This is a genomic window from Myroides phaeus (genome assembly GCF_900099675.1).
GTDB classification, from domain to species: Bacteria; Bacteroidota; Bacteroidia; order Flavobacteriales; family Flavobacteriaceae; genus Flavobacterium; species Flavobacterium phaeum.
This window is the reverse complement of sequence record NZ_FNDQ01000004.1, coordinates 1-19,831: the sequence shown is the minus strand read 5'-3', so window position 1 is coordinate 19,831 and position 19,831 is coordinate 1. Positions and strand designations below refer to the sequence as shown.

Below are 19,831 nucleotides of genomic sequence, written 5' to 3'. Positions count from 1 at the left end.
CCAGAATAATTATATTCTGTTTTGTAATAGCTCTTTATAATAGACTTAATAACTCTGTGTTAAAGAGCTAATTACAGTAATGAGATCCTTTCTTTGGTTTGTTTAATTGTATAAAACAAAAGCTAACAAGCTGAAATCAAGAAAGAGTGCCTAATTAAAGTAAAAATGCTTGTTTTAAAATTGGAAAGAATTCCAATATAATTTTACATTGTTCACAAAAGAGAAGAGGAGATGCTTCTCTTTTTTTGATAAAACAAAGCCCCTATTTGTACAAATAGGGGCTTTGTTTTTTATCGCTGTTGGCTTTCTATTAGTAAGTTTGCCATCATACTCATTTTCTTCTTGTAGGCATCCGCAATGTCGTTGTTTTCGTATAAGTCCGAATTACTCATTGGGATAGAGTACGGCAATGACCAAGCGCGCAATGCCTTAGCAATATTATCTAACGCTTGAATACCTTGCATCGCTTGGTTTCCAGCAGACCAACAAGTAAATCCCACGACTTTATTCGTTAGGTAAGCAGGTTGATCTTTTGCTGTAATTTCAAGCCAGTCAATAGCATTTTTCATAACCCCTGTCATTCCCCCGTGATATAGTGGGGTCAACCAAATCATTACATCAGCTTCTCTAAAAGCGTCTGCGAAATTGTGTACCGTCTGTGGTACGTTATCCATTAATTTAGCTTGAAATATAGGGATTTGAAAATCTGATAAGTGAACTTGTCGTACTTCTACGTTAGCCTTTGTGAATTGATCAGCGTAATACTGTGCAATACGTCGCGATGTGCGGAATGCTTCTTCGTCTAAAGAACCATTAAAAATTAAAGCTTTCATAAAACTATCTTGAATATTTGCGCACTAAGTTAAAACATTTATTCGACAGAACACGGTTGTCCTATCTGCTTATTGTGATTAGACTACTGTGTTCTCTTTTTATTGTCTTTGTTTATAGTCAGTTATCAATCTTCTTTTTTTACTAAACCAAACATCATAACCAGTTGGTTGTGTTTGTAAAAGTTTACTGTTTGTTCTGCAATGTCAAAGTGAAAGAAGGTATTGTCAAATTTACTGATAAACGCTTTCTGTGGAGCTGTATATGGTTTAGTGAAGTTAGTTGTGAACTGTATAGGTTCAAAGTAAAACGTACTATCTGTAGCATTGATTTGCAACCTACTTTCAAAAGGAACACCATCTATCGTACCTGTAAGCAGCTGTTGAGCAAAGTCAAAAGCAACAGTAATAGTAGTGTTTACGTCAGTATTGCCATCAAGTTGAATAAGTTGCCACATAAATTTAGATAAGAACTGCGTCATTCGATATTTGTGTTCACTATAAAACTCTTGAAAGTGCTCAATATTCTCAATAAAGAACAGACTCTCGTTGCTCGCATTTAGGTATAGTTTGCGTTTAGTTAATAATTTCAACACATCCTTTTCAATTGGAGAAAGAGGTTTATTATTCTGGTTTGAAGGAATACATGGTTTACCTGTCTTAATACGAATATTGCCGTTGATTATATTTATTTTAGGAACAGGAATAAGAGCAACAATTGTTTTCTCTTGTCCCACAATAACAGGTTCACTAACTCTTGTCAAGATAATTTTACTTCCGTTAAACTTTAATTGTAGATCCTTTTCCTTGTCTTGTACAACCCATTGTTTTTTAGAGATGTCGTCAAAAGATATTCTTTTGTTGTTTTGCTGTGTTTGTGCCACGCCAAGTTGGCTTGTAAAAACGAACAATAAAAATAACAATATTTTTTTCATAGCGGATAAATTTCAAATAATACGGTATTCAATTTATTTATAATAGATTACCTAACGCATTTACTCAAAAGTAGGTTTTTTAAAACAATTAAGAAGATTAAAAAAAGCATTATTTACGATAGTTTTTTTAATAAAGTTAGTGGTAAACCATATTTAATTGTATTTTTACCCCCCAAACACAACTCTTTTTTATATGACTCCAAAAGTATTACTTACTTCAAAAGAGATTGACATTATTCTACATCGTTTGGCTTGTCAATTGGTAGAAAAACATCTTGATTTTTCGAACACTCTTCTTATTGGTATTCAGCCACGTGGAAAATATTTAGCAGAACGCATTAAAAATATTTTAAAGAATGAATATGGTATTGCAGATATTCCGTTAGGGTTCTTAGATATCACGTTTTTCCGTGACGATTTTAGAAGAAATGAAAAACCTTTAGAAGCGAATAAAACACAAATAGATTTCTTAGTCGAGGACAAGAAAGTGGTATTTATTGATGACGTACTTTATACAGGGCGTAGTATTCGTGCCGCACTCACGGCTATTCAGTCTTTTGGTCGTCCTTTAGACATTGAATTACTTGTATTGATAGACCGTAGATTTAGCCGTCATTTACCTATTCAACCTGATTATAGAGGAAGACAGGTGGATGCTTTTGACGACGAAACTGTACGCGTACATTGGTCTGAAGATGGACTGAATGATAATGTATTCTTACAAGAAAGCGAAAAAAACTAACTACCTAAACTACTGATTAAAGTAAAATGAAAGAACTAAGCGTAAACCACCTTTTAGGAATTAAATATATTAACAAAAACGACATTGATTTAATATTCGAAACAGCGGATCACTTTAAAGAAGTAATCAATCGTCCGATTAAAAAAGTTCCTTCCCTTCGAGATATTACTATCGCTAATATCTTTTTTGAAAACAGTACTCGTACTAAATTATCTTTTGAATTAGCCCAAAAACGTTTATCTGCTGATGTTATCAGTTTCTCTGCCGCACAGTCGTCTGTGAAGAAAGGAGAAACACTTATTGATACGGTTAATAATATCTTGGCAATGAAAGTAGATATGGTTGTTATGCGTCATAACAATGCTGGAGCAGCACACTTCTTATCTAAAAACGTGAAGGCGAGTATTATTAATGCGGGTGATGGAGCACACGAACACCCAACACAAGCGTTGTTAGATAGTTATTCTATTCGCGAGAAATTAGGAGATGTAGCAGGAAAGAAAGTGGTTATTGTAGGAGATATTCTTCACTCGAGAGTTGCCTTGTCTAATATCTTTGCTTTGCAAATGCAAGGAGCTGAGGTTAGAGTATGTGGGCCTAAAACATTAATTCCGAAACATATTGAAAGTTTAGGGGTTAAGGTAGAGTCAAACTTGAGAAAAGCGTTAGAGTGGTGTGATGTTGCAAATATGTTACGTGTACAAAACGAGCGTTTAGATTTTAGTTATTTCCCTACAACAAGAGAGTATTCTCAACAATTTGGATTAGACAAAGCGTTGTTAGATTCATTAAATAAAGAAATTGTAGTAATGCACCCTGGTCCAATTAATAGAGGGGTTGAGATTACTTCAGACGTTGCAGATTCGCAACAATCAGTTATCTTAGACCAAGTTGAAAACGGAGTAGCTGTACGTATGGCAGTTATTTACCTTTTGGCTTCAAAAATTAAATAAATTCGTTAATTTAGCTTTTTGTTAGATTAATAAAGTAAGTTGAATACAATGAAAATAAAAGAAAAGGGACATACCATTGTTGTTAGTAGTAATGAAGCTGAGGTAGCTGCTTTTTTAGAAAAGCTTAGTCAGCAATACGAAAGTAATTTTACAGCACATAACCTTATCATTGACTTGACACATTTGGGGGCTAAAATAGCCGAAGAAGATATTGAGTTGTTTGAAGAGTTAGCTATCAGCCATATGGAAGAGGCTAATAAATCTTTTGTTATTGTAGTATCAGCCATTGACTTTAACGAGTTTGATGGCGACTTAATTGTAGTGCCAACCTTACAAGAGGCGCACGATTTGATTGAAATGGACGAAATCCAAAGAGATTTAGGATTTTAAATATATAAAAAGGGCTTAAAGTAATTTAGGCCCTTTTCTTTTTGTGTGCTGTTGCTGTTTTTTGTAAATTACAACCTGAAATTTGAAATAAGCAGTACATTGAAACTTACCATATTAGGCTGTTATGCCGCTACACCCCGAACTATTACAAACCCAACTTCTCAAGTTTTAGAGATGAATGGACATATGTTTTTAATTGACGCAGGTGAAGGAACGCAAGTGCAGTTGAGAAAAAAGAAGCTGAAATTCCAACGTATTAACCACATTTTTATCTCTCATTTACACGGAGATCACTTTTATGGGTTAATCGGTTTAATCTCTACGTTTATGTTGCTAAACCGCAAGGCGGACTTACACGTTTACGGTCCTAAAGGGATTAAGGAGGTTATTTTACTACAACTTCGATTATCTAATTCATTTACCGGATATAATTTGTACTTTCACGAACAAACAAGTAAGGAAAGTAAAGTAATCTTTCAAGATGATAAGGTTATTGTACGTACTATTCCGTTAGACCACCGTGTTTATACAAACGGATATTTGTTTGAAAGTGTACCAGGAGAACGCAAGTTGCGCATTGGGGCAATTGAGGACTTGGGAATTGACCGTTGTTATTACCAAAAGATTAAAAACGGTGGAGATATTACACTTGACAGTGGTGAGGTGATTAAAAATAAGGATATTTCGTATGATCCAGATCCGACAGAGAGTTATGCTTTTTGTTCAGATACAAAGTACTCTGAGGCTGTAGTTCCGATTATTAAAAACGTAAAAGTGTTGTATCACGAGAGTACGTTTTTAGATTCAGAAGAACATTATACAGAGCGAACAAAGCATTGTACGGCTAAAGAGGCGGGTAGAATTGCAACATTAGCCAATGCGGGAACATTGGTTATGGGACATTATTCTACGAGATATAACGATATTAAATTGTTTAAAAAAGAGGCGGAAACTGTTTACTCTGGTCAGATATTATTAGCTGATGACGGTAAGGAGTTTGACCTATAAAAGAGATAAGTATGAGCGATTTAGGTGATTACAGAAAATCGTATGAGAAGAACGTATTGTTGGAAAGTGATGTGGATGAGAATCCAATGATGCAGTTTAGAAAATGGTTTTACGAAGTAGAGGATTTTGGAGGAGTAGATGAGGTGAATGCAATGACCGTTTCTACAATAGGACTTGATGGCTTTCCGAAGTCGAGAGTGGTACTGTTGAAATCGTATGACGAGAACGGTTTTGTGTTTTATACTAATTACGACTCAGAAAAAGGGAAGGCTATATTGGCGAACCCACACATATGTTTATCGTTTTTCTGGGCATCAATGGAGCGTCAGGTAATTATCAAAGGGATAGCTACGAAAGCAACAGATGTACAGTCAGATAATTATTTCTACTCACGCCCTTTGGGGAGTCAGTTAGGGGCAATTGTATCTAATCAGAGTGAGGTTATTCCCTCGCACGATGTGTTAGAACAAGCGATAGCAACGTTAGAAAAAGAAGCAGAAGGAAAAGAAGTAAAACGCCCTGAAAACTGGGGAGGTTTTGTGATAAGTCCTGTATCAATGGAGTTCTGGCAAGGACGTCCAAATCGACTACACGACCGTATTCGATATACATTAACAGAAGACCAATTAGACTGGAAAATAGAACGTTTAGCTCCATAAAAAAGATATGAAAAAAGTAAAAATATTATTATCTATCGTTACCTTATTCTTTATGGGATGGGCTTTGGTGGAACAATACGAAGAGCATCCAAAAGTATGGGTACAGGTAATTGGAGTGGGATTGTTTTTCTATTCAATGATGCGCTTGATGCAAAAAACACCAAGTAACACACACAATAGACAACATCCGTTTGAAGAAAGAGATCTAAATGGAGAAGAAATAGATGAATCAGAAACATTAGACAAGAAAGAAGATGCTAAATAAAGGAGATTTTGTACAGGTACTTGACGAAGATGAAGAGGGAGTGGTTACTAAAGTGTCTGGTAATGATATAACGATTGAAACAAAAGACGGCTTTATCTTGAATTATCAAGCGAATGAGTTGTTGAAAATAGCGAAAGAAGATGAAGTAGATATGCGCTCGGCAAGTACGCGTAGTTCTATTAACGCTGCTTTACAAGATAAGGTTGATCCAATCAAACGCTCGTTTACAAAGGAAAAGCGCTCTCGTAAAGATGAGTTTATTATGGAAGTTGATTTGCATATTGAGAAATTGACAAAAGACCATAAACGTATGGAGAAGTACGATATGCTCACACTGCAATTAGAAACCGCAAGGGGGCAAGTAGAGTTTGCAATTCGCAATCGGATACCTCGTATTGTGTTTATTCACGGTGTAGGTGAGGGAGTTTTGAAAACGGAGTTAGAGTTTTTGTTTAGTCGCTATCCAGAAGTAGTTGCTGAAGATGCAAATTACCAAAAGTATGGTTTAGGAGCAACGCAGATTTACTTCAAACAGAACGTAAATAGATAAAAGAAATAAGTGCAACTTGTTGTACAACCAAATAAAAGCCTTAGAAAGTGTGTAAACCTTTTTAAGGCTTTTTTGTTTGTATTAAGTTGAAGTAAAGATTGATAGATGTTGTAATCGGCAGTTGTTTAATTTGGAAACAGAAGAAGTGTGCTGTGTACAATAATTATAAAGTCTGGCAGCATTTATTGCTATCTGCCAAGTAGCAAGTGAACAGTACTCTATCCAACTGGTATGCTTTCTATTCGCTATAATGAAAATAGGGAAATGGCAATAGGATTTGTATGTTTTCGGATTTAGTACAACTTACTTTGTGAGCAGGTATTCTTGTTTGCAATGCAATAAGTATGTTGAAAGAAGAAGAGTATTTTAGTGATAAGACCTAAAATAAATAGTCTGAGTAGTTGATGTGCTGTATTGTTAATCATTCAGGCATAAATACAAAAGTATAAACATAAAAAAAATCACTTAATATATCGAAATATAAAAAGTGATTCCTCATTAAAATTCATACTAATACACAACATTTTAAAGATACACATAAATATTTATAAAACATACCTTTTCGGTATTATTTTAGAAATTGGGTGTAAAAAAGCATTGTTTATGAAGCGATATAAAAGTCTTACTTAGTCTTGTCTGCTTCTAATCGTATCTCTCTATACATTGTATTTTCACTGTTCTTGATTTTTTTAGGGAGACTTCTGAATAGAAGTACACCATTTTCTACATCGTCGATATACTCATAATCATTGTCGTAAAACTCATAGTAGTCTTTTCCGTTTTCAGTGTGTGAGTACTCAAATAAACACTTACCAACAGTCTGCTTATCTGTTAATCCCTCCAATAAAAAGGCGTGTTCTTCTTCGTAATAGTACAGATTAGCATTTTGTAAAAAGACCTTCTTGTCTAATTTCACTTGGTTGACATAAATGATTTCATAAGCAGTAGATACTCCATCTTCTTCCTCTGTTGTTTGACCAAAAGAGAGAGAAGTAAACAAGGCAAAAAGTGTGATATATACTATTCGTTGCATATTGTCTATTTTCGTTTAAAAATATTGAATATTTTCCACAAGCGAAAAAATCAAGGGCATATTCTTTCAAAGTAGATGTGTTGCTATTGCGCTGTGTCACTTCATACGGATTGATAATGTTTATGTTATTTATTAGAGGAGTTGGCTATTTAAACATAAGAAGCGGTGTATTGCGATTAATGTTGAACTTCGCTTGATTTAGGTAATCTACGCCTGTGTATTGAGAGCATTGCGTTGTAGAACGACAAGTAAGAACGATAGCCTTAAAGAGGAGGATTAAATGAAGTAGCGACTATAATTTTAGAAAAAGCGAGATAAATGCGCTCTAATAAACGTTGTTTATTTTTTGGACGTGGGGGTTGTAAAAGGTAAGGTTGTTTTGTTAGGAGCAATTTATGTATGCTTAGCAAAGGTGTTTTGTTACAAAATGTCAATTCTATTGTGAGAAAACTATTTAATTTGTAGCTTTGCGCCACATAGATTACGCAGGCTATACCCACTATGCGATGCATAGAGTCTGTTATTTTACCCAACTTTACAATGGCGCAATTAGCTAAACCCCCTGGGAATCTGTAAGCGTTCTACCCAAGCGCACGGTTCCTGTAGTAAGCCCATACAACAAGCTTCTACACAAGAGGTAGATACGAATCTCGTATTGTTACCCTCTTTAATTTTACAGTAGTACGAATTTTAGTAATCATACGAAAGCATTGTATTTGCAGTGCTCTTGCTTTTGTGCGCTTTATAATTTGTGAAAACTGTACTTTAGAAACATAAAAATATGTTAATACTATCAAGGTATTTCGTATATTAAACTTTTTAAAACTAACCTATTTATGAGAATTAAGTATTTATTTTGCTTTTTCATATTTAATTCCCTATCTGTTTTCGCACAAGAAACTGAGAAAGAAGAAGAAAAGCTATTCGGGTCTATAACCCCCACTACAACAGTTTCTGGTGGTAAAGGAAAAAATAAAATAGACGTGTTTTTAGACAGTAAATTTGAGAACTACACTAAATTCACCAGTCAAAACACCTCAGACAGCAAGTTTCGAACTGTGCAATCGCGTGTTTACGTAAAGGGAACTTACGACGATAAGTTGACCTATTCATTGCGTTACCGTTTAAATGAGAGTGTTGCATCAAAGGCTTTGGAGTTTGCCTTTTTGGAGTATAATATCAACGACAATTGGACCGTAAGTGCGGGTAAACAATTCATCGCTTGGGGGTCAACCGAGCTATCATACAACAGTGCTGAGCTGTATATGTTTACCAATATCATCGCCTCATCTCAGTTGTTTAGTCCCGGAGCGAGTGTAACTTATAAACGTGCAGGGCAATCTTATAAATTGCAAGTGGTCTCACAAGGAGAGCAATTCGTTGCAGAGGAGTATAAAAACAAAGCTTACGGAGGATTGTTTTTATGGGAAGGAGAGTTGTTTAACAAGCACTTGAAAACCCGTTATGGCTATGGGTTGATGCAACACGATGCCAAGAAATACTACAGTTGGATTACAATTGGAAACCGATTGACGTTTGACAAGTTGATGGTAGAGATGGATTGGGTGTATGGAAGTTACAACTTGAACGACGTACAATTAAATAGTCATAATCCAGATACAGGTTTAGCCTACGTACGAGATAACGTAACCAGTGCCACGTTTAAGTATAAAACAAAGAAGCTAACCCCAATTGTTAAAGCGATGTATAACTACAGAAGTGATTTAGACAATAACGTGTCCTATGCATTGTCAGGAGTATCAGCAGCAGTAGAATACTATCCGTTTGAAAAAGCACCATTTCAAGCCTTACGCTTATATGCTGCTTATAACTTCTATAATTACGATTACAAGAAATACGATATAAAGCCAGCAGATAAAAATGAGCATCAAATAGCACTTGGTGTACGATGGATGATTCCTTTGTTTTAATTAAAAACGAAGGACAATCAATTAAAAGGGGGTATAGGTCTTTGTACGTAAAGCAAAAAATAAGATAATCTATGATAAAAAAAAACACTGACGTATTTTTCGTCAGTGTTTTTTTATGCCTATTGTTTAATGCTCACAAGGTTTATAGCGATGGGCTAACAGAAGGTTAGTTAATTACTCCGTATCCTTGTTTTTGTAGTCAGTATTTTCGTTGAAAAACTCGTTATATATTTTTATACTTTCAATAGGATCTGGCATACCCATTGGAGCGTTGTCACGTTCATAATGTTCTATTAGTATATTCAGAACCTCTAACTCGTCTGCTTCAGGGCTATTAACTTCAGCGCCTTGTAGGAGTTTAGTTCTAATCAGTGCAATGTGATAATCTTCTTCAGTTCTTATAGGTTTTATTCTCATAGTGGTTTTTTTAAGTGGTTAAAGCTTTGTATCATACAAACTTACAAAGTTAAAGATACAGATAAAATATACGAGTAGGCTGTAGTTTTTGAAAGTTTTAATATATCAAATGTTAATTTAAAAAAACAAAAGAGCACTAATAGTATAAATAAAGGAATAACTATTGATTTATTTCTGCAATAAGAATTTACAATATTTAGATTTTTTAGAAATAAAAAAGGTTAAATGTGATAAAATGTAGATAAGTATTATAAATTAATTAGTACCTTAAACTTACCAAAAACAAGATTATGAAAACTAAAAAAGACAGTAGAATAGGGCGTAAATTAGCTATGCTATTATTTGTTACTTCATTAGTAACATTAGTATTAATATATATTAGTCCGCAATGGCTTGCGGAATTTTTAGACTTCCTCTATGGCATTATTGGGGCACTGATTTTAGTGAATGTTATTTATTTAGGAAGGTTAGTTTTTAAGATAATTAAGAGTAGAGGAGACCGTAAGAAACTGTATAATACTTGTATGGTTATGTTGATAAACATACCATTTTTATTGTCATTTATGTTTGTAGGATTTGTGATTAAAAGCAATTTACGTATTACGTTTACAAACAAAACTGGAGTTCCTTTAACTAATATAAAAATGACAGGATGTGAAGACTTTACAATACCTTCTTTAGCAAAAGGACAAAGTAAGACGATTTGGGTGGATGTAAATAATGACTGCTCTGTAAGTATTATCTACGAAAAAGAAGGGGCTGTCATAGAGGAAAAAGTAGTCGGTTATGCTACTCCTGGCTTTGGCGAGCGTGTAAAATATGCTATTGGGGGACAAAAATAAGCGTGTGTTTAGATACTTTTATAGTAGTCAATAGATAAAATGCGCTTTTTTCAGACACGTTAACCCTACTAAAACATTGTATTTATTGCTGAAAAGTAAGAAAGTCGTGCTTAATATTACTTTTTTTTTATTCTTATATAGTTGATAGTTAAAACATTAAAAAATAATTTAAAAATACTTGTTAGAAACGCTTGTGCAGACGGGATTTATGCGTAATATTGCAACCGTTAGCAGCTACTGTTATAACTGCTGATTTTTTCCCTGATTAGGCTTCCAATTCTAATCGGGGATTTTTTTTTGGAGTAAATTTTCACATACTCTTTAAACTTTCAATAATAGCTATGTTTCTTGGCTATATTCCACCAGCGTTAAAGCAAATCAATGCAAGTTTTATAGTAGAATAGGTATGACCTCAGGAGTGTACTCTTAATATTTTTCACTTTTAAAAAAAATATTTTTAAGAAGTTTTTTTTTGGAAAATAAATGTAAGTGTTTGATGATTAGTATTTAATGTGAATGCTAACAGTTTTTTTAAAATAAATTTAGATAGAAAGTTAGTAGGATGAGGTTTTCCGTAAAGAGGTTCGCATTATGTGTGTTAAATTCGCCTTAGTAAGGAACAAGAAAATATTTAATTATTGTTTTTGTTTTCATTTTCAATATGTGTGTAATTGAATTATAATAGTATTGAAAAGGAAGTAGATTAAAGTAAGTGTTAAGAAAGAGCTATCTGAAAAGATGGCTTTTTCTGTTTTATTGTTTTAACAAAAAATTATATCTTTAAAGAGATTTTAAAAAATGCTAAAATGAAAAAAATAATTGCAATTGCAGGAGCAGCACTTTTATTTGTGTCGTGTTCAAATGGTCCCAAAAATACAGTGCAGAACTTTACTGAGAATATGGCTAAAGGGAAAGTGGATGAAGCTAAGAAATACGCTACAGAATCAACAGGGAAATTAGTTGACTTTGCAGCTTCAGTAGGAGGTACGCCTATTGAGCCTAATTATAAATTTGAGTTTATAAAAGATTCTATCGTTGATAACAAAGCGTGGGTAAAATTTAAAAACCAAGAAGGGAAAGAAGAGGAGATGCAAGTAGTGAAGATTGATGGTAAATGGTTGGTACATATAGACAGCAAGAAATAAATTGCTTAAAAGGGCTTTATTTGCTTTTTATTGTGCTTTCCATAGGATGTACTTCTTCTAAGAAAGTAGATGATAGTTTACGACTACCAGCAACGTTGAATAAAGGAGATATTGTTGTTCGTCAAGGCAATGGGTATTTTTCCAGTTTTTTTAGGAAACTCGGTTCACACGAGAAGAAGTATTCTCACATTGGGTTGATTGATAAAGTAGGTGATAGTTTATTTGTTATTCACATTGAAGCAAGCGAACTCACTGGTCAAGGGGAAGTACTAAGAGAATCAATTACAGCATTTTTAAAGGATATAGATGCATATGCTTTTTATGCGAATATGCTATCCGCTTCACAACAACAAGCAGTGGTAAGTCAAGCTACAGCGTATTACAAAGCTAAAGTAGCATTTGATTTAGAGTTTGACAGTGCGAATGACGATAAGTTGTATTGTTCAGAATTAGTTGCTATGAGTATTAATAAAGCGCTGGATTCGACAGTGATTCGACCAACTTTACAATACAAAGAAGTGCTTTTTTATGGATTAGACGACATTTACAATGCGTCAATTTTCCAAAAAATAGAGTAAATTATAAAACAAGGATTACTGATTGTAGTATAAAATATCACGGTGGTTATATCTTAAACCACCGAAAACGTTGAGTTTTTTAAGTTTGAGAAGGGGTGTTCGAAATGTCGAATATCCCTTCTCTTTTTTGCTATTTTATTATAAATTAAATAGTTGTATTTCTTTATATTTGTTAAAGAAATCTAAAGCACAACAAGATGAAGATCGGAAAAGATAAGATTGAGGTAAGTCTCCTAGCAAAGACTATTTCTATTGTTATGACTATAGTGGCTTATGCTATAGCATTAGTGGTTATAGATTTAATTTTTGACGAATTAGGTACGTTTAGGTCTTATGCCATACAATCTGTTTCTTTTGGTATTTTTTGGTTTCTATTATTTGATTTTACAATGAACAAGTTTTCTAAAAAGGTTGACAAAGAAATAGAACTTGATTTAGAAGAAGGTGAAGAGCTAATAGCCTATGGAGTTGCTAACTTGTTTCGTAATTTAGAGGGGAAGTTGTTTTTGACCAATAAACAGCTTGTTTTTAAATTATTTCAAGAAAATCTAAAAACAGGAACTACTAAACTGACTTTAGATAGAATTGAAAGTATAGAAAAACGAAAGACGATGTTTATTATAAATAATAGTTTATTGGTACGTACAATAAATGGTCATGAGTTTAAGTTTGTAGTAAACGATCGTGACGAATGGTTTAAAGTGTTGAACGAGAGTTTGACTTTAACGAAAATATAATTTCTTAGGAGAGATGTACTCCTGAACATACGTTTTATAAACGCAAAACCCTTGTAATTTTACAAGGGTTTTGTGTTTATATACCTTTGTGAGTACAAATAAAGGAAGTGTATTAGATGCTATTTGAGAGAAATAAGAGGGTGTAGGCTTGCGTTTACGCATAAATATCTTTTTTGAATAGTCTTTTTTGTGCCATTCTACGTCATAATGAGCTTAAAAAACCACAAAATAGAGTTGTTTTAGTATAAAAAAAGGTAATAAATGTAAAAAAACAACAATTCTAAATAATACCTTTAACTTCTATTCTATTTATAAGCCTTTAGTAGCAAGGTAGTTAAAAAGGAGTGTTTTTCTTATAATTTTCAATATAGTTTATTTTATTATATAAGACATAATATTTTTCGCATATTGTACCCTTGGTTTCATTGTTTTTTTGTAATTTTAATAATGAAATAATTAAGGATGGGTTTGGTTTTAAATGTTTGTTTTTCAGTGTGTTGAAAATTATAATCTTTAATGTTTTTGCATAGAATTATTTCTGTTTTTTTACATCAAACTCATTTGAGTAATTACGGTCAAAAAAGGCTTGATATCAGCGTTTTTTTGAGTTGTAATTCAATTATTTTAAGCAAACGAATAAAAAAATATAAAAATCTGTTAAGGATAAATATGTTTGGCTTGTTTGTTGCTATATAATGAAAAAAGGTAAAAAGATAGAAGTAAGAACCTATTGCCAAAGCCTATTTGTGATTAAGACTTCATAAAGTCCCTATTGCCTTTAGTACAACCTTTGTTAGCAAAAGAGTACGTACAAGGTGTTTCCATTTCCTCTGAAATGCGATTGTTGTTTAATGCAATGTTTTGGTTAATTAGATTCTTGTTGTTTAAAATAGACAACAGTTTCTTTCTATTTAAAAGATTGTATTTAAGACAAAAATTGAGAGTAAGATGGCAAGTAAATTAGACCCCATTAAACCAGTACCAGCGTTAGTCGCTGTCGCGTTAACATTAATTATTTGGTTTTTAGTTCCAGTTCCTGAAGGAGTAAGTCCAAATGCTTGGCATTTGTTGGCATTATTTGTAGGAACAATTGCAGCGATTATTGGAAAAGCCCTACCTATTGGAGGGGTTTCCATTGTAGCTATTGCATTAGTAGCCATAACAGGAGTTACTAATCCTGGCAACTCAAAAGCAGCATTAGCAGATGCGTTGAGTGGTTTCTCAAACGACCTTATTTGGTTAATTGGTATATCAATTATGATTTCCATCAGTTTGAGTAAAACAGGATTAGGAGCACGTATTGGTTATTTTTTAATATCATTATTTGGTAAAAAGACATTAGGTATTGCCTATTCAATGGCTTTTGCAGAGACTATCTTAGCTCCTGTAACACCAAGTAACACAGCGCGTGGAGGAGGAATTATTCACCCTATTATGCGTTCAATTGCTTCAAGTTTTGGTTCTAAACCAGAGCGTGGTTCTACAGAGAAAATCGGTAGGTATTTAGCGTTAGTAAACTACAACACTAACCCAATTACATCAGCGATGTTTATTACAGCAACAGCACCAAACCCGTTAATTGTAAGCTTGATTTATGATGGGACATCCCCAAATCAACACATTTCATGGATGACTTGGGCAGCTGCAGCGTTTGTACCCGCAATTGTATCATTAATCGTGATGCCGTTGGTTATCTTTTTCCTTTACCCACCAGAAATTAAAAAGACACCAGACGCACCAGAGTTTGCAAAAGCGCAGATTAAAGATTTAGGACCTTTTTCATTGGCTGAGAAAATTACATTAAGTGTATTTATCTTGTTGTTAATTATGTGGGCAGGTGTACCAGCGATGATATTTGGTAGTGCCTTTGTGATACAACCAACTACAGCAGCTTTTGTGGGATTAGCTATTTTAATCATAACAGGAGTGTTAAGTTGGGATGATATCTTGAAAAACAAAGGAGCTTGGGATACAGTAGTATGGTTTGCTGCTTTAGTAATGATGGCGAGTTTCTTAGGTAAATTAGGTTTGGTATCTTGGTTAGCAACTACAGTTGGAACAGGTATTGACCACTTAGGAGTAAGCTGGATTGTAGGTGTGATTATCTTGTTATTAGTTTATGTGTACTCACACTACTTCTTTGCAAGTACAACAGCACACATTACAGCGATGTTTGGGGCGTTTTTCGCAGCAGGTATCGCATTAGGAGCACCTCCAATGTTGTTAGCTTTAGCATTAGGTTTCTCATCATCTTTAATGATGTCATTAACTCACTACGGAACAGGTACTGCTCCAATTATCTTTGGATCAGGATATACTACACTGGGTGAGTGGTGGAAAACAGGATTTGTTATGAGTGTTGTCAACCTGCTTATCTGGATTATTATCGGTGGAGCTTGGTGGAAATTCTTAGGATTCTGGTAAGATATATAGACAATAAAAGCTGTGATATTCTCACAGCTTTTTTTTTAAGACTATATTTTACTGAAAATGTATGCTACTAAATAAGAAAATAATAAATATGTTTGCAATAAAATAATCCAAAAGAGATACTAAGTGAAAATCTTAGTATAATCATCAGAAAAGAAAAGTAATGTCGATAATATCCGTAATTATACCTGCTTATAATGTAGAAAAAACAATAGAGAAATGTATTGATACTTTATTGAATCAAACTTTTATTGATTTTGAATTAATAATTATTAATGATGGTTCTATAGATAAGACGAAAGAAATATGTGAGGCTTATGCTTTAAAGGATTCTCGTATTGTTGTTATTAATACAGAGAATAGAGGAGTTTCAATGGCAAGAAATAGAGGATTAGAAGTTTGTAAAGGCGACTTTATAGTGTTTGCGGATAGTGATGATTATGTTTCTGAAAATTACTTAAGTAGTCTTATAACAGACTATGAACAGACAAATGTAGATTTAATTATTCATGGATTTAATACAGTTGGTTTTGATTATGATGTAGCAAAAGAAATGGCTCCTCAAATTGTTTCTATAACTGACTTTAAAACTTTATTTGACGAGTATAAGTTACATAAAACTGGTTTTTTATTTGGAAAGTTATTTAAGGCATCGATTTTAAAAGAGCAGGCTATATTCTTTGATAAGAATATAGTGCTTCATGAGGATACTGTGTTTATTTTAAGTTATTTAGAGCATTGTAAAGAGGTGTTTTTTAATAATAAAAAAGAATATTATTATGTATATCATCCAAATTCATTGTCAAGAAAAAAACAACGTTATACATCGATTAAAGCTGTTTATATAGCTTTTTTAAAGTACTATTTTCATTGTATTGATATTGCTAAGCTAAATCAAAACAGTGAGGATTTAGTTTGTTTTAAAGATTACACAAATGGTTTGCTAAGAACGATGCTTTCAACATTTTATAAAAGTGGATATTCTAAAAAAGAGCGCATCAGTATGTTAAATAGTTTACCTAAACGTGGAATAGAACTATTTAAAGATTATACCTACAAATCAGCTGTTAAAAACTCTGTTTTAAAGTTATTAAAAAAGAATAAAATAGAAGCTTTTGATTTTTGTATGTCTCTTATGTATTTTAAAGGAACTTTAAAACAATGGTCTAAGTAGGAAATTAATTATGTAAAAATAGATTGTTATAGATATAAAAAAAGCTCATTAGTTAGTTCAAATGAGCTTTTATATTTTAATATTTCCAAGCCAAGATACGGCTAACTTTATTTCCTTGTTCCATTGTAATTACGCGAACCTCTTTAGCTTCTGCCTTTTTCAATAGGTTTTGCAATGGTTTTAAGTGGTCTTTATTAGACACCAATGTTGTAAACCAAATAGCCTGTCGTTTAAAATGTTTACTCTCGTAAATATAGTTTGTAATAAAAGCTTTTTCACCACCGTCACACCACAATTCATTGTTTTGTCCACTGAAGTTCTGTACAGGTCGCCCGATAACTTCTTTACCAATATTTTTTAGTTTTTGAGTAGTTTTAGCCATAACCTCTTCGCGCGATTTAAAGAACGGAGGATTACAAATTACCACATCAAAGTACTCTTTCTCTTGAATAATGTTTTTCAAGATGTTGCGTTTGCTCGGTTGGAAGCGAATATTTACGCTTTTTTTCAAATGCGGATTGTTGTCTATAATATGCAAAGCAGTATCAATCGACTGTTTTTCAGATTCCGAAGCTACGAATTGCCAACCATATTCAGCCACTCCAATAATTGGATAAATAGCATTAGCACCAATACCTAAGTCTAAAATTTTCACTGCTTTTCCGGTCGGAATCTGCATATTATTCCCTTCTGCCAACAAATCAGCGATGTAGTGAATATAGTCAGCGCGACCAGGAATAGGAGGACATAGGTTTGTTTTAGGCATATCCCAAAACTTTATCTTGTAATCCTTCATTAAAATAGCCTTGTTTAACAAGCGTACTGCCTCCGGATTAGCAAAATCAATAGTATCAACCCCTGATGGGTTTTTAATAACGAAAGCCTCTAATTCAGGAACATAGCTTTTTAGCTTGTCAAAGTTGTAAAGCTCTTGGTGTTTATTTCGTTCGTGTAATTTCTTTTTAGTTGCCTTTGCGTCTCTCATTATTTTACTATTTGCTGCAAAATTAGACTATTTCTGTGGTTTTTCTATAGTAATTCTGCAAAGATAGAGCAGTTGTTTTTTGTTCGTTATCGTTTGTGTCTGTGTAAATGTTAGACGCGATACTTCGTATCTCCACTGATAGATAGGGTTGTAATTATGCGTTAGGTATTTTCCTAATAGCGTTTCACGCATCACGTTTTACGTATTATGTTTCACGCATCACGTACATCGACATTTGTTTTACACATTACACATTACAGATTTCGTTTTTAAAATAAAAACAAACGATGATAGACTCTTTTTAGGCTAAGATTATATATTTGCAATTAATCAAAAGGAAGAACAATGTTTGAAATAACGCTATATCCCACTTATTCAGAAGTATTTGCTACGAGTGAATTAGAGGGAGTCTTTTATCCTTTGTGCACAATCACCACTGCGTTAAATGAGCAGCTACACTTTGTATCTCACAACGGAATGTGGATTGATGAGGAGGTAAATTCACAAGAAAATAACAGGCAGTTTACCCGATTTTCCATACAAGATGGCAAGTATGTATTTGCAGGAGAAACCTCTGTTTATAAGGGATATGAAGTAGCAAAGCAAGTATATCCGATTATAGCAGCCGATTTTACAGCTAATGGCATTGCGTATTTAAACAGCAAGAAGAAAATAGGAGAGTATATAGATGAAATACTGTCGAAGTTGTGTGATTTAAACCTTGGGGACTTTGATGTAGAGTATTACCTGCAAACGTTTTACGAGTATTCAATCAATAAAGCAGACTATCAACGCAGTGGGAAGTTTGGTCGTTTTAGACAAGTTATTGACGGTTGGGGTAAGGCCGATGAAAGCGATTATGTGTACACTGATTTAGAAGGTCTTGACACGCATTGTGCTGCTACGGCAAGTGGTCAGTTTGAAGCCATTGGTTACACAATAGGTAGTGAGTTTTTTACAGATGGTAACGACAATTGTTTGTATTACGACAAACAGAATAAAAACGTGTTACTTGTAAATCACTACGGATAATCCGTTACATACGAAGAGATTAGTTCATTTAATAAGTAGACATTATGAAAAAAATACATTTAAGTTTATTATTAGTTTTTAGTGCAGTTATATTGTTGTTTAGTTCGTGCCAACAAAAAGCAGAACAAGCTCAACCAATTGAAAACTTTGAAGTTAAGCGTTATTTGGGAAGTTGGTATGAAATAGCTCGTTTTGACTTTAAGTTTGAAAAAGACTTGAATAATACAACGGCGAATTATAGTTTAAATGAAGATGGGACAATACGCGTTGTAAATAAGGGATATAATCCTTTTACAGAAGAGTGGAAAGTAGCAGAAGGAAAGGCAAAGTTTGTTGGAGAAGAAAATATCGGACAATTAAAAGTGTCTTTTTTTGGTCCTTTTTACTCAGGTTACAACATTTTAGCGTTGGATGAAAATTATCAGTTTGCATTGATAGGGGGGAAAGATTTAGATTATTTGTGGATTTTATCACGCGCAAAAACGATTCCTGATACAATCAAAGAAGAATACCTGAAAATAGCTGAGCGTACTGGCTACGATACAAGTAGATTATTGTGGATTGAACACAACAAATAAGAAACATAATTTGACGATGGTAGAACACGTTTATTTTAAGACAATAGAACAAGATTGGGCAGGATATTCAACTTCCGTTTTGTTTTCACACTCTTTCTTTTCAGAAGAAGTAACAATCTTTTTGGGACCAGCGTATGATGAGGAAGGAGAAGAAGTAGAAGTGCCTCCAACAGAGGTAGAATTGACCGAAATGGCGCAAACATATCAGTTGTTTGTTGAAAACATAGATTTGTATTTAAAAGCGATACAAGAGAGAGCATACGAATATTATCGTGCTTATTATGCACATTATTATGAAGACGAAGCAGAGTCAGGAGAACCCCCTTTAGGAATAGATGCGATAGAAAAACACAATCCACATATCAGAGAATTGCTGTATATCCGTTTATTAGCAGGAGGTATTATAATATTGCCTATCAGGTATGCTTTAGATAATGAACACGGCTTAGAGTTTAGATTTACAAACGGAGAAATCACCGATGTAGGAGGAATAGACGATACAGATTAAAACAAAAGAGAGAATGGACTGACCCCAAAAAGTTGGACGAAGTTATGCAATCTTTTTAATATAATGAGCTCGGTATTCTACCGGGCTCATTCCATTTAAATTAATGCGA

At 33.6% G+C, this 19,831-nt stretch carries 22 protein-coding genes; 17 read left to right on the top strand and 5 right to left on the bottom strand.

The genetic code is table 11. The annotated features are described in order from the left end of the window. Positions 1-290 precede the first annotated feature (290 nt). On the bottom strand, positions 291-833 hold the full coding sequence (locus BLT46_RS03035; RefSeq protein WP_090406005.1) for an NADPH-dependent FMN reductase: 543 nt from the start codon (positions 831-833) through the stop codon (positions 291-293). Between the two features lie 125 nt (positions 834-958). Beyond that, complete coding sequence (locus BLT46_RS03030) at positions 959-1,765, bottom strand: hypothetical protein (protein ID WP_090406003.1); 807 nt, start codon at positions 1,763-1,765, stop codon at positions 959-961. A gap of 193 nt (positions 1,766-1,958) precedes the next feature. On the opposite strand from BLT46_RS03030, the gene pyrR reads away from it, so the two are divergent. The 7 genes from pyrR to BLT46_RS02995 all read left to right on the top strand — a co-directional run bounded on the left by pyrR (position 1,959) and on the right by BLT46_RS02995 (position 6,332). Further along, positions 1,959-2,507 carry a bifunctional pyr operon transcriptional regulator/uracil phosphoribosyltransferase PyrR gene (gene pyrR, locus BLT46_RS03025; protein ID WP_090406000.1) on the top strand — a complete coding sequence of 183 codons (549 nt, stop codon included), beginning with the start codon at positions 1,959-1,961 and terminating at the stop codon, positions 2,505-2,507. Between the two features lie 26 nt (positions 2,508-2,533). Then, complete coding sequence (locus BLT46_RS03020) at positions 2,534-3,460, top strand: aspartate carbamoyltransferase catalytic subunit (protein WP_090405997.1); 927 nt, start codon at positions 2,534-2,536, stop codon at positions 3,458-3,460. Between the two features lie 48 nt (positions 3,461-3,508). Further along, positions 3,509-3,850 carry a ribonuclease Z gene (locus BLT46_RS03015; protein ID WP_090405994.1) on the top strand — a complete coding sequence of 114 codons (342 nt, stop codon included), beginning with the start codon at positions 3,509-3,511 and terminating at the stop codon, positions 3,848-3,850. Positions 3,851-3,949: 99 nt separating this feature from the next. Further along, positions 3,950-4,858 carry a ribonuclease Z gene (locus BLT46_RS03010; protein ID WP_090405991.1) on the top strand — a complete coding sequence of 303 codons (909 nt, stop codon included), beginning with the start codon at positions 3,950-3,952 and terminating at the stop codon, positions 4,856-4,858. Positions 4,859-4,869: 11 nt separating this feature from the next. Next, the gene (gene pdxH, locus BLT46_RS03005) at positions 4,870-5,517 is read left to right on the top strand and encodes a pyridoxamine 5'-phosphate oxidase (RefSeq protein ID WP_090405988.1); all 648 of its coding nucleotides are present in this window, start codon (positions 4,870-4,872) and stop codon (positions 5,515-5,517) included. 7 nt (positions 5,518-5,524) lie between these two features. Next, positions 5,525-5,782 (top strand): hypothetical protein, encoded by a 258-nt coding sequence (locus tag BLT46_RS03000; RefSeq protein WP_090405984.1) that lies wholly within the window; start codon positions 5,525-5,527, stop codon positions 5,780-5,782. After that, the gene (locus BLT46_RS02995) at positions 5,772-6,332 is read left to right on the top strand and encodes a Smr/MutS family protein (RefSeq protein ID WP_090405981.1); all 561 of its coding nucleotides are present in this window, start codon (positions 5,772-5,774) and stop codon (positions 6,330-6,332) included. Before BLT46_RS03000 ends, BLT46_RS02995 begins: the two co-directional genes overlap by 11 nt. Before the next feature lie 622 nt (positions 6,333-6,954). On the opposite strand, the gene BLT46_RS02990 is transcribed toward BLT46_RS02995, so the two are convergent. After that, the gene (locus BLT46_RS02990; RefSeq protein WP_090405978.1) at positions 6,955-7,365 is read right to left on the bottom strand and encodes a hypothetical protein; all 411 of its coding nucleotides are present in this window, start codon (positions 7,363-7,365) and stop codon (positions 6,955-6,957) included. Positions 7,366-8,201: 836 nt separating this feature from the next. Between BLT46_RS02990 and BLT46_RS02985 the strand changes: the two genes are divergently transcribed. Further along, complete coding sequence (locus tag BLT46_RS02985; protein WP_090405975.1) at positions 8,202-9,296, top strand: porin; 1,095 nt, start codon at positions 8,202-8,204, stop codon at positions 9,294-9,296. A gap of 174 nt (positions 9,297-9,470) precedes the next feature. Here the strand turns inward: BLT46_RS02985 and BLT46_RS02980 are convergent, their stop codons facing one another. Further along, positions 9,471-9,713 carry a hypothetical protein gene (locus tag BLT46_RS02980; protein ID WP_090405972.1) on the bottom strand — a complete coding sequence of 81 codons (243 nt, stop codon included), beginning with the start codon at positions 9,711-9,713 and terminating at the stop codon, positions 9,471-9,473. 290 nt (positions 9,714-10,003) lie between these two features. On the opposite strand from BLT46_RS02980, the gene BLT46_RS02975 reads away from it, so the two are divergent. The 6 genes from BLT46_RS02975 (at position 10,004) to BLT46_RS02945 (ending at position 16,619) form a co-directional block, all read left to right on the top strand. Then, positions 10,004-10,555, top strand: a complete 552-nt coding sequence (locus tag BLT46_RS02975) for a hypothetical protein (protein ID WP_090405969.1) — start codon at positions 10,004-10,006, stop codon at positions 10,553-10,555. 806 nt (positions 10,556-11,361) lie between these two features. Further along, positions 11,362-11,700, top strand: coding sequence for a DUF4878 domain-containing protein (locus BLT46_RS02970; protein ID WP_090405967.1), 339 nt, complete (start codon positions 11,362-11,364; stop codon positions 11,698-11,700). A 20-nt stretch (positions 11,701-11,720) separates the two neighbouring features. Beyond that, complete coding sequence (locus BLT46_RS02965) at positions 11,721-12,278, top strand: YiiX/YebB-like N1pC/P60 family cysteine hydrolase (RefSeq protein WP_176770712.1); 558 nt, start codon at positions 11,721-11,723, stop codon at positions 12,276-12,278. A gap of 197 nt (positions 12,279-12,475) precedes the next feature. Further along, positions 12,476-13,015: a GRAM domain-containing protein gene (locus BLT46_RS02960; protein WP_090405961.1), complete on the top strand. Its 540-nt coding sequence runs from the start codon at positions 12,476-12,478 to the stop codon at positions 13,013-13,015. A 948-nt stretch (positions 13,016-13,963) separates the two neighbouring features. Then, positions 13,964-15,439 carry an anion permease gene (locus tag BLT46_RS02950; protein ID WP_090405956.1) on the top strand — a complete coding sequence of 492 codons (1,476 nt, stop codon included), beginning with the start codon at positions 13,964-13,966 and terminating at the stop codon, positions 15,437-15,439. A gap of 169 nt (positions 15,440-15,608) precedes the next feature. Next, positions 15,609-16,619 (top strand): glycosyltransferase family 2 protein, encoded by a 1,011-nt coding sequence (locus BLT46_RS02945; protein ID WP_090405952.1) that lies wholly within the window; start codon positions 15,609-15,611, stop codon positions 16,617-16,619. 76 nt (positions 16,620-16,695) lie between these two features. Here the strand turns inward: BLT46_RS02945 and rlmF are convergent, their stop codons facing one another. Further along, positions 16,696-17,604 (bottom strand): 23S rRNA (adenine(1618)-N(6))-methyltransferase RlmF, encoded by a 909-nt coding sequence (rlmF, locus tag BLT46_RS02940; protein WP_090405949.1) that lies wholly within the window; start codon positions 17,602-17,604, stop codon positions 16,696-16,698. 345 nt (positions 17,605-17,949) lie between these two features. Here rlmF and BLT46_RS02935 point away from each other — a divergent pair, with 345 nt between their 5' ends. The 3 genes from BLT46_RS02935 to BLT46_RS02925 are packed head-to-tail and all read left to right on the top strand — an operon-like array spanning position 17,950 to position 19,722. Then, positions 17,950-18,636, top strand: a complete 687-nt coding sequence (locus tag BLT46_RS02935; RefSeq protein ID WP_090405946.1) for a hypothetical protein — start codon at positions 17,950-17,952, stop codon at positions 18,634-18,636. Between the two features lie 44 nt (positions 18,637-18,680). Then, positions 18,681-19,214, top strand: a complete 534-nt coding sequence (locus tag BLT46_RS02930; RefSeq protein ID WP_090405943.1) for a lipocalin family protein — start codon at positions 18,681-18,683, stop codon at positions 19,212-19,214. A 16-nt stretch (positions 19,215-19,230) separates the two neighbouring features. After that, positions 19,231-19,722: a hypothetical protein gene (locus BLT46_RS02925; RefSeq protein ID WP_090405940.1), complete on the top strand. Its 492-nt coding sequence runs from the start codon at positions 19,231-19,233 to the stop codon at positions 19,720-19,722. The last annotated feature ends 109 nt before the right edge of the window (positions 19,723-19,831 follow it).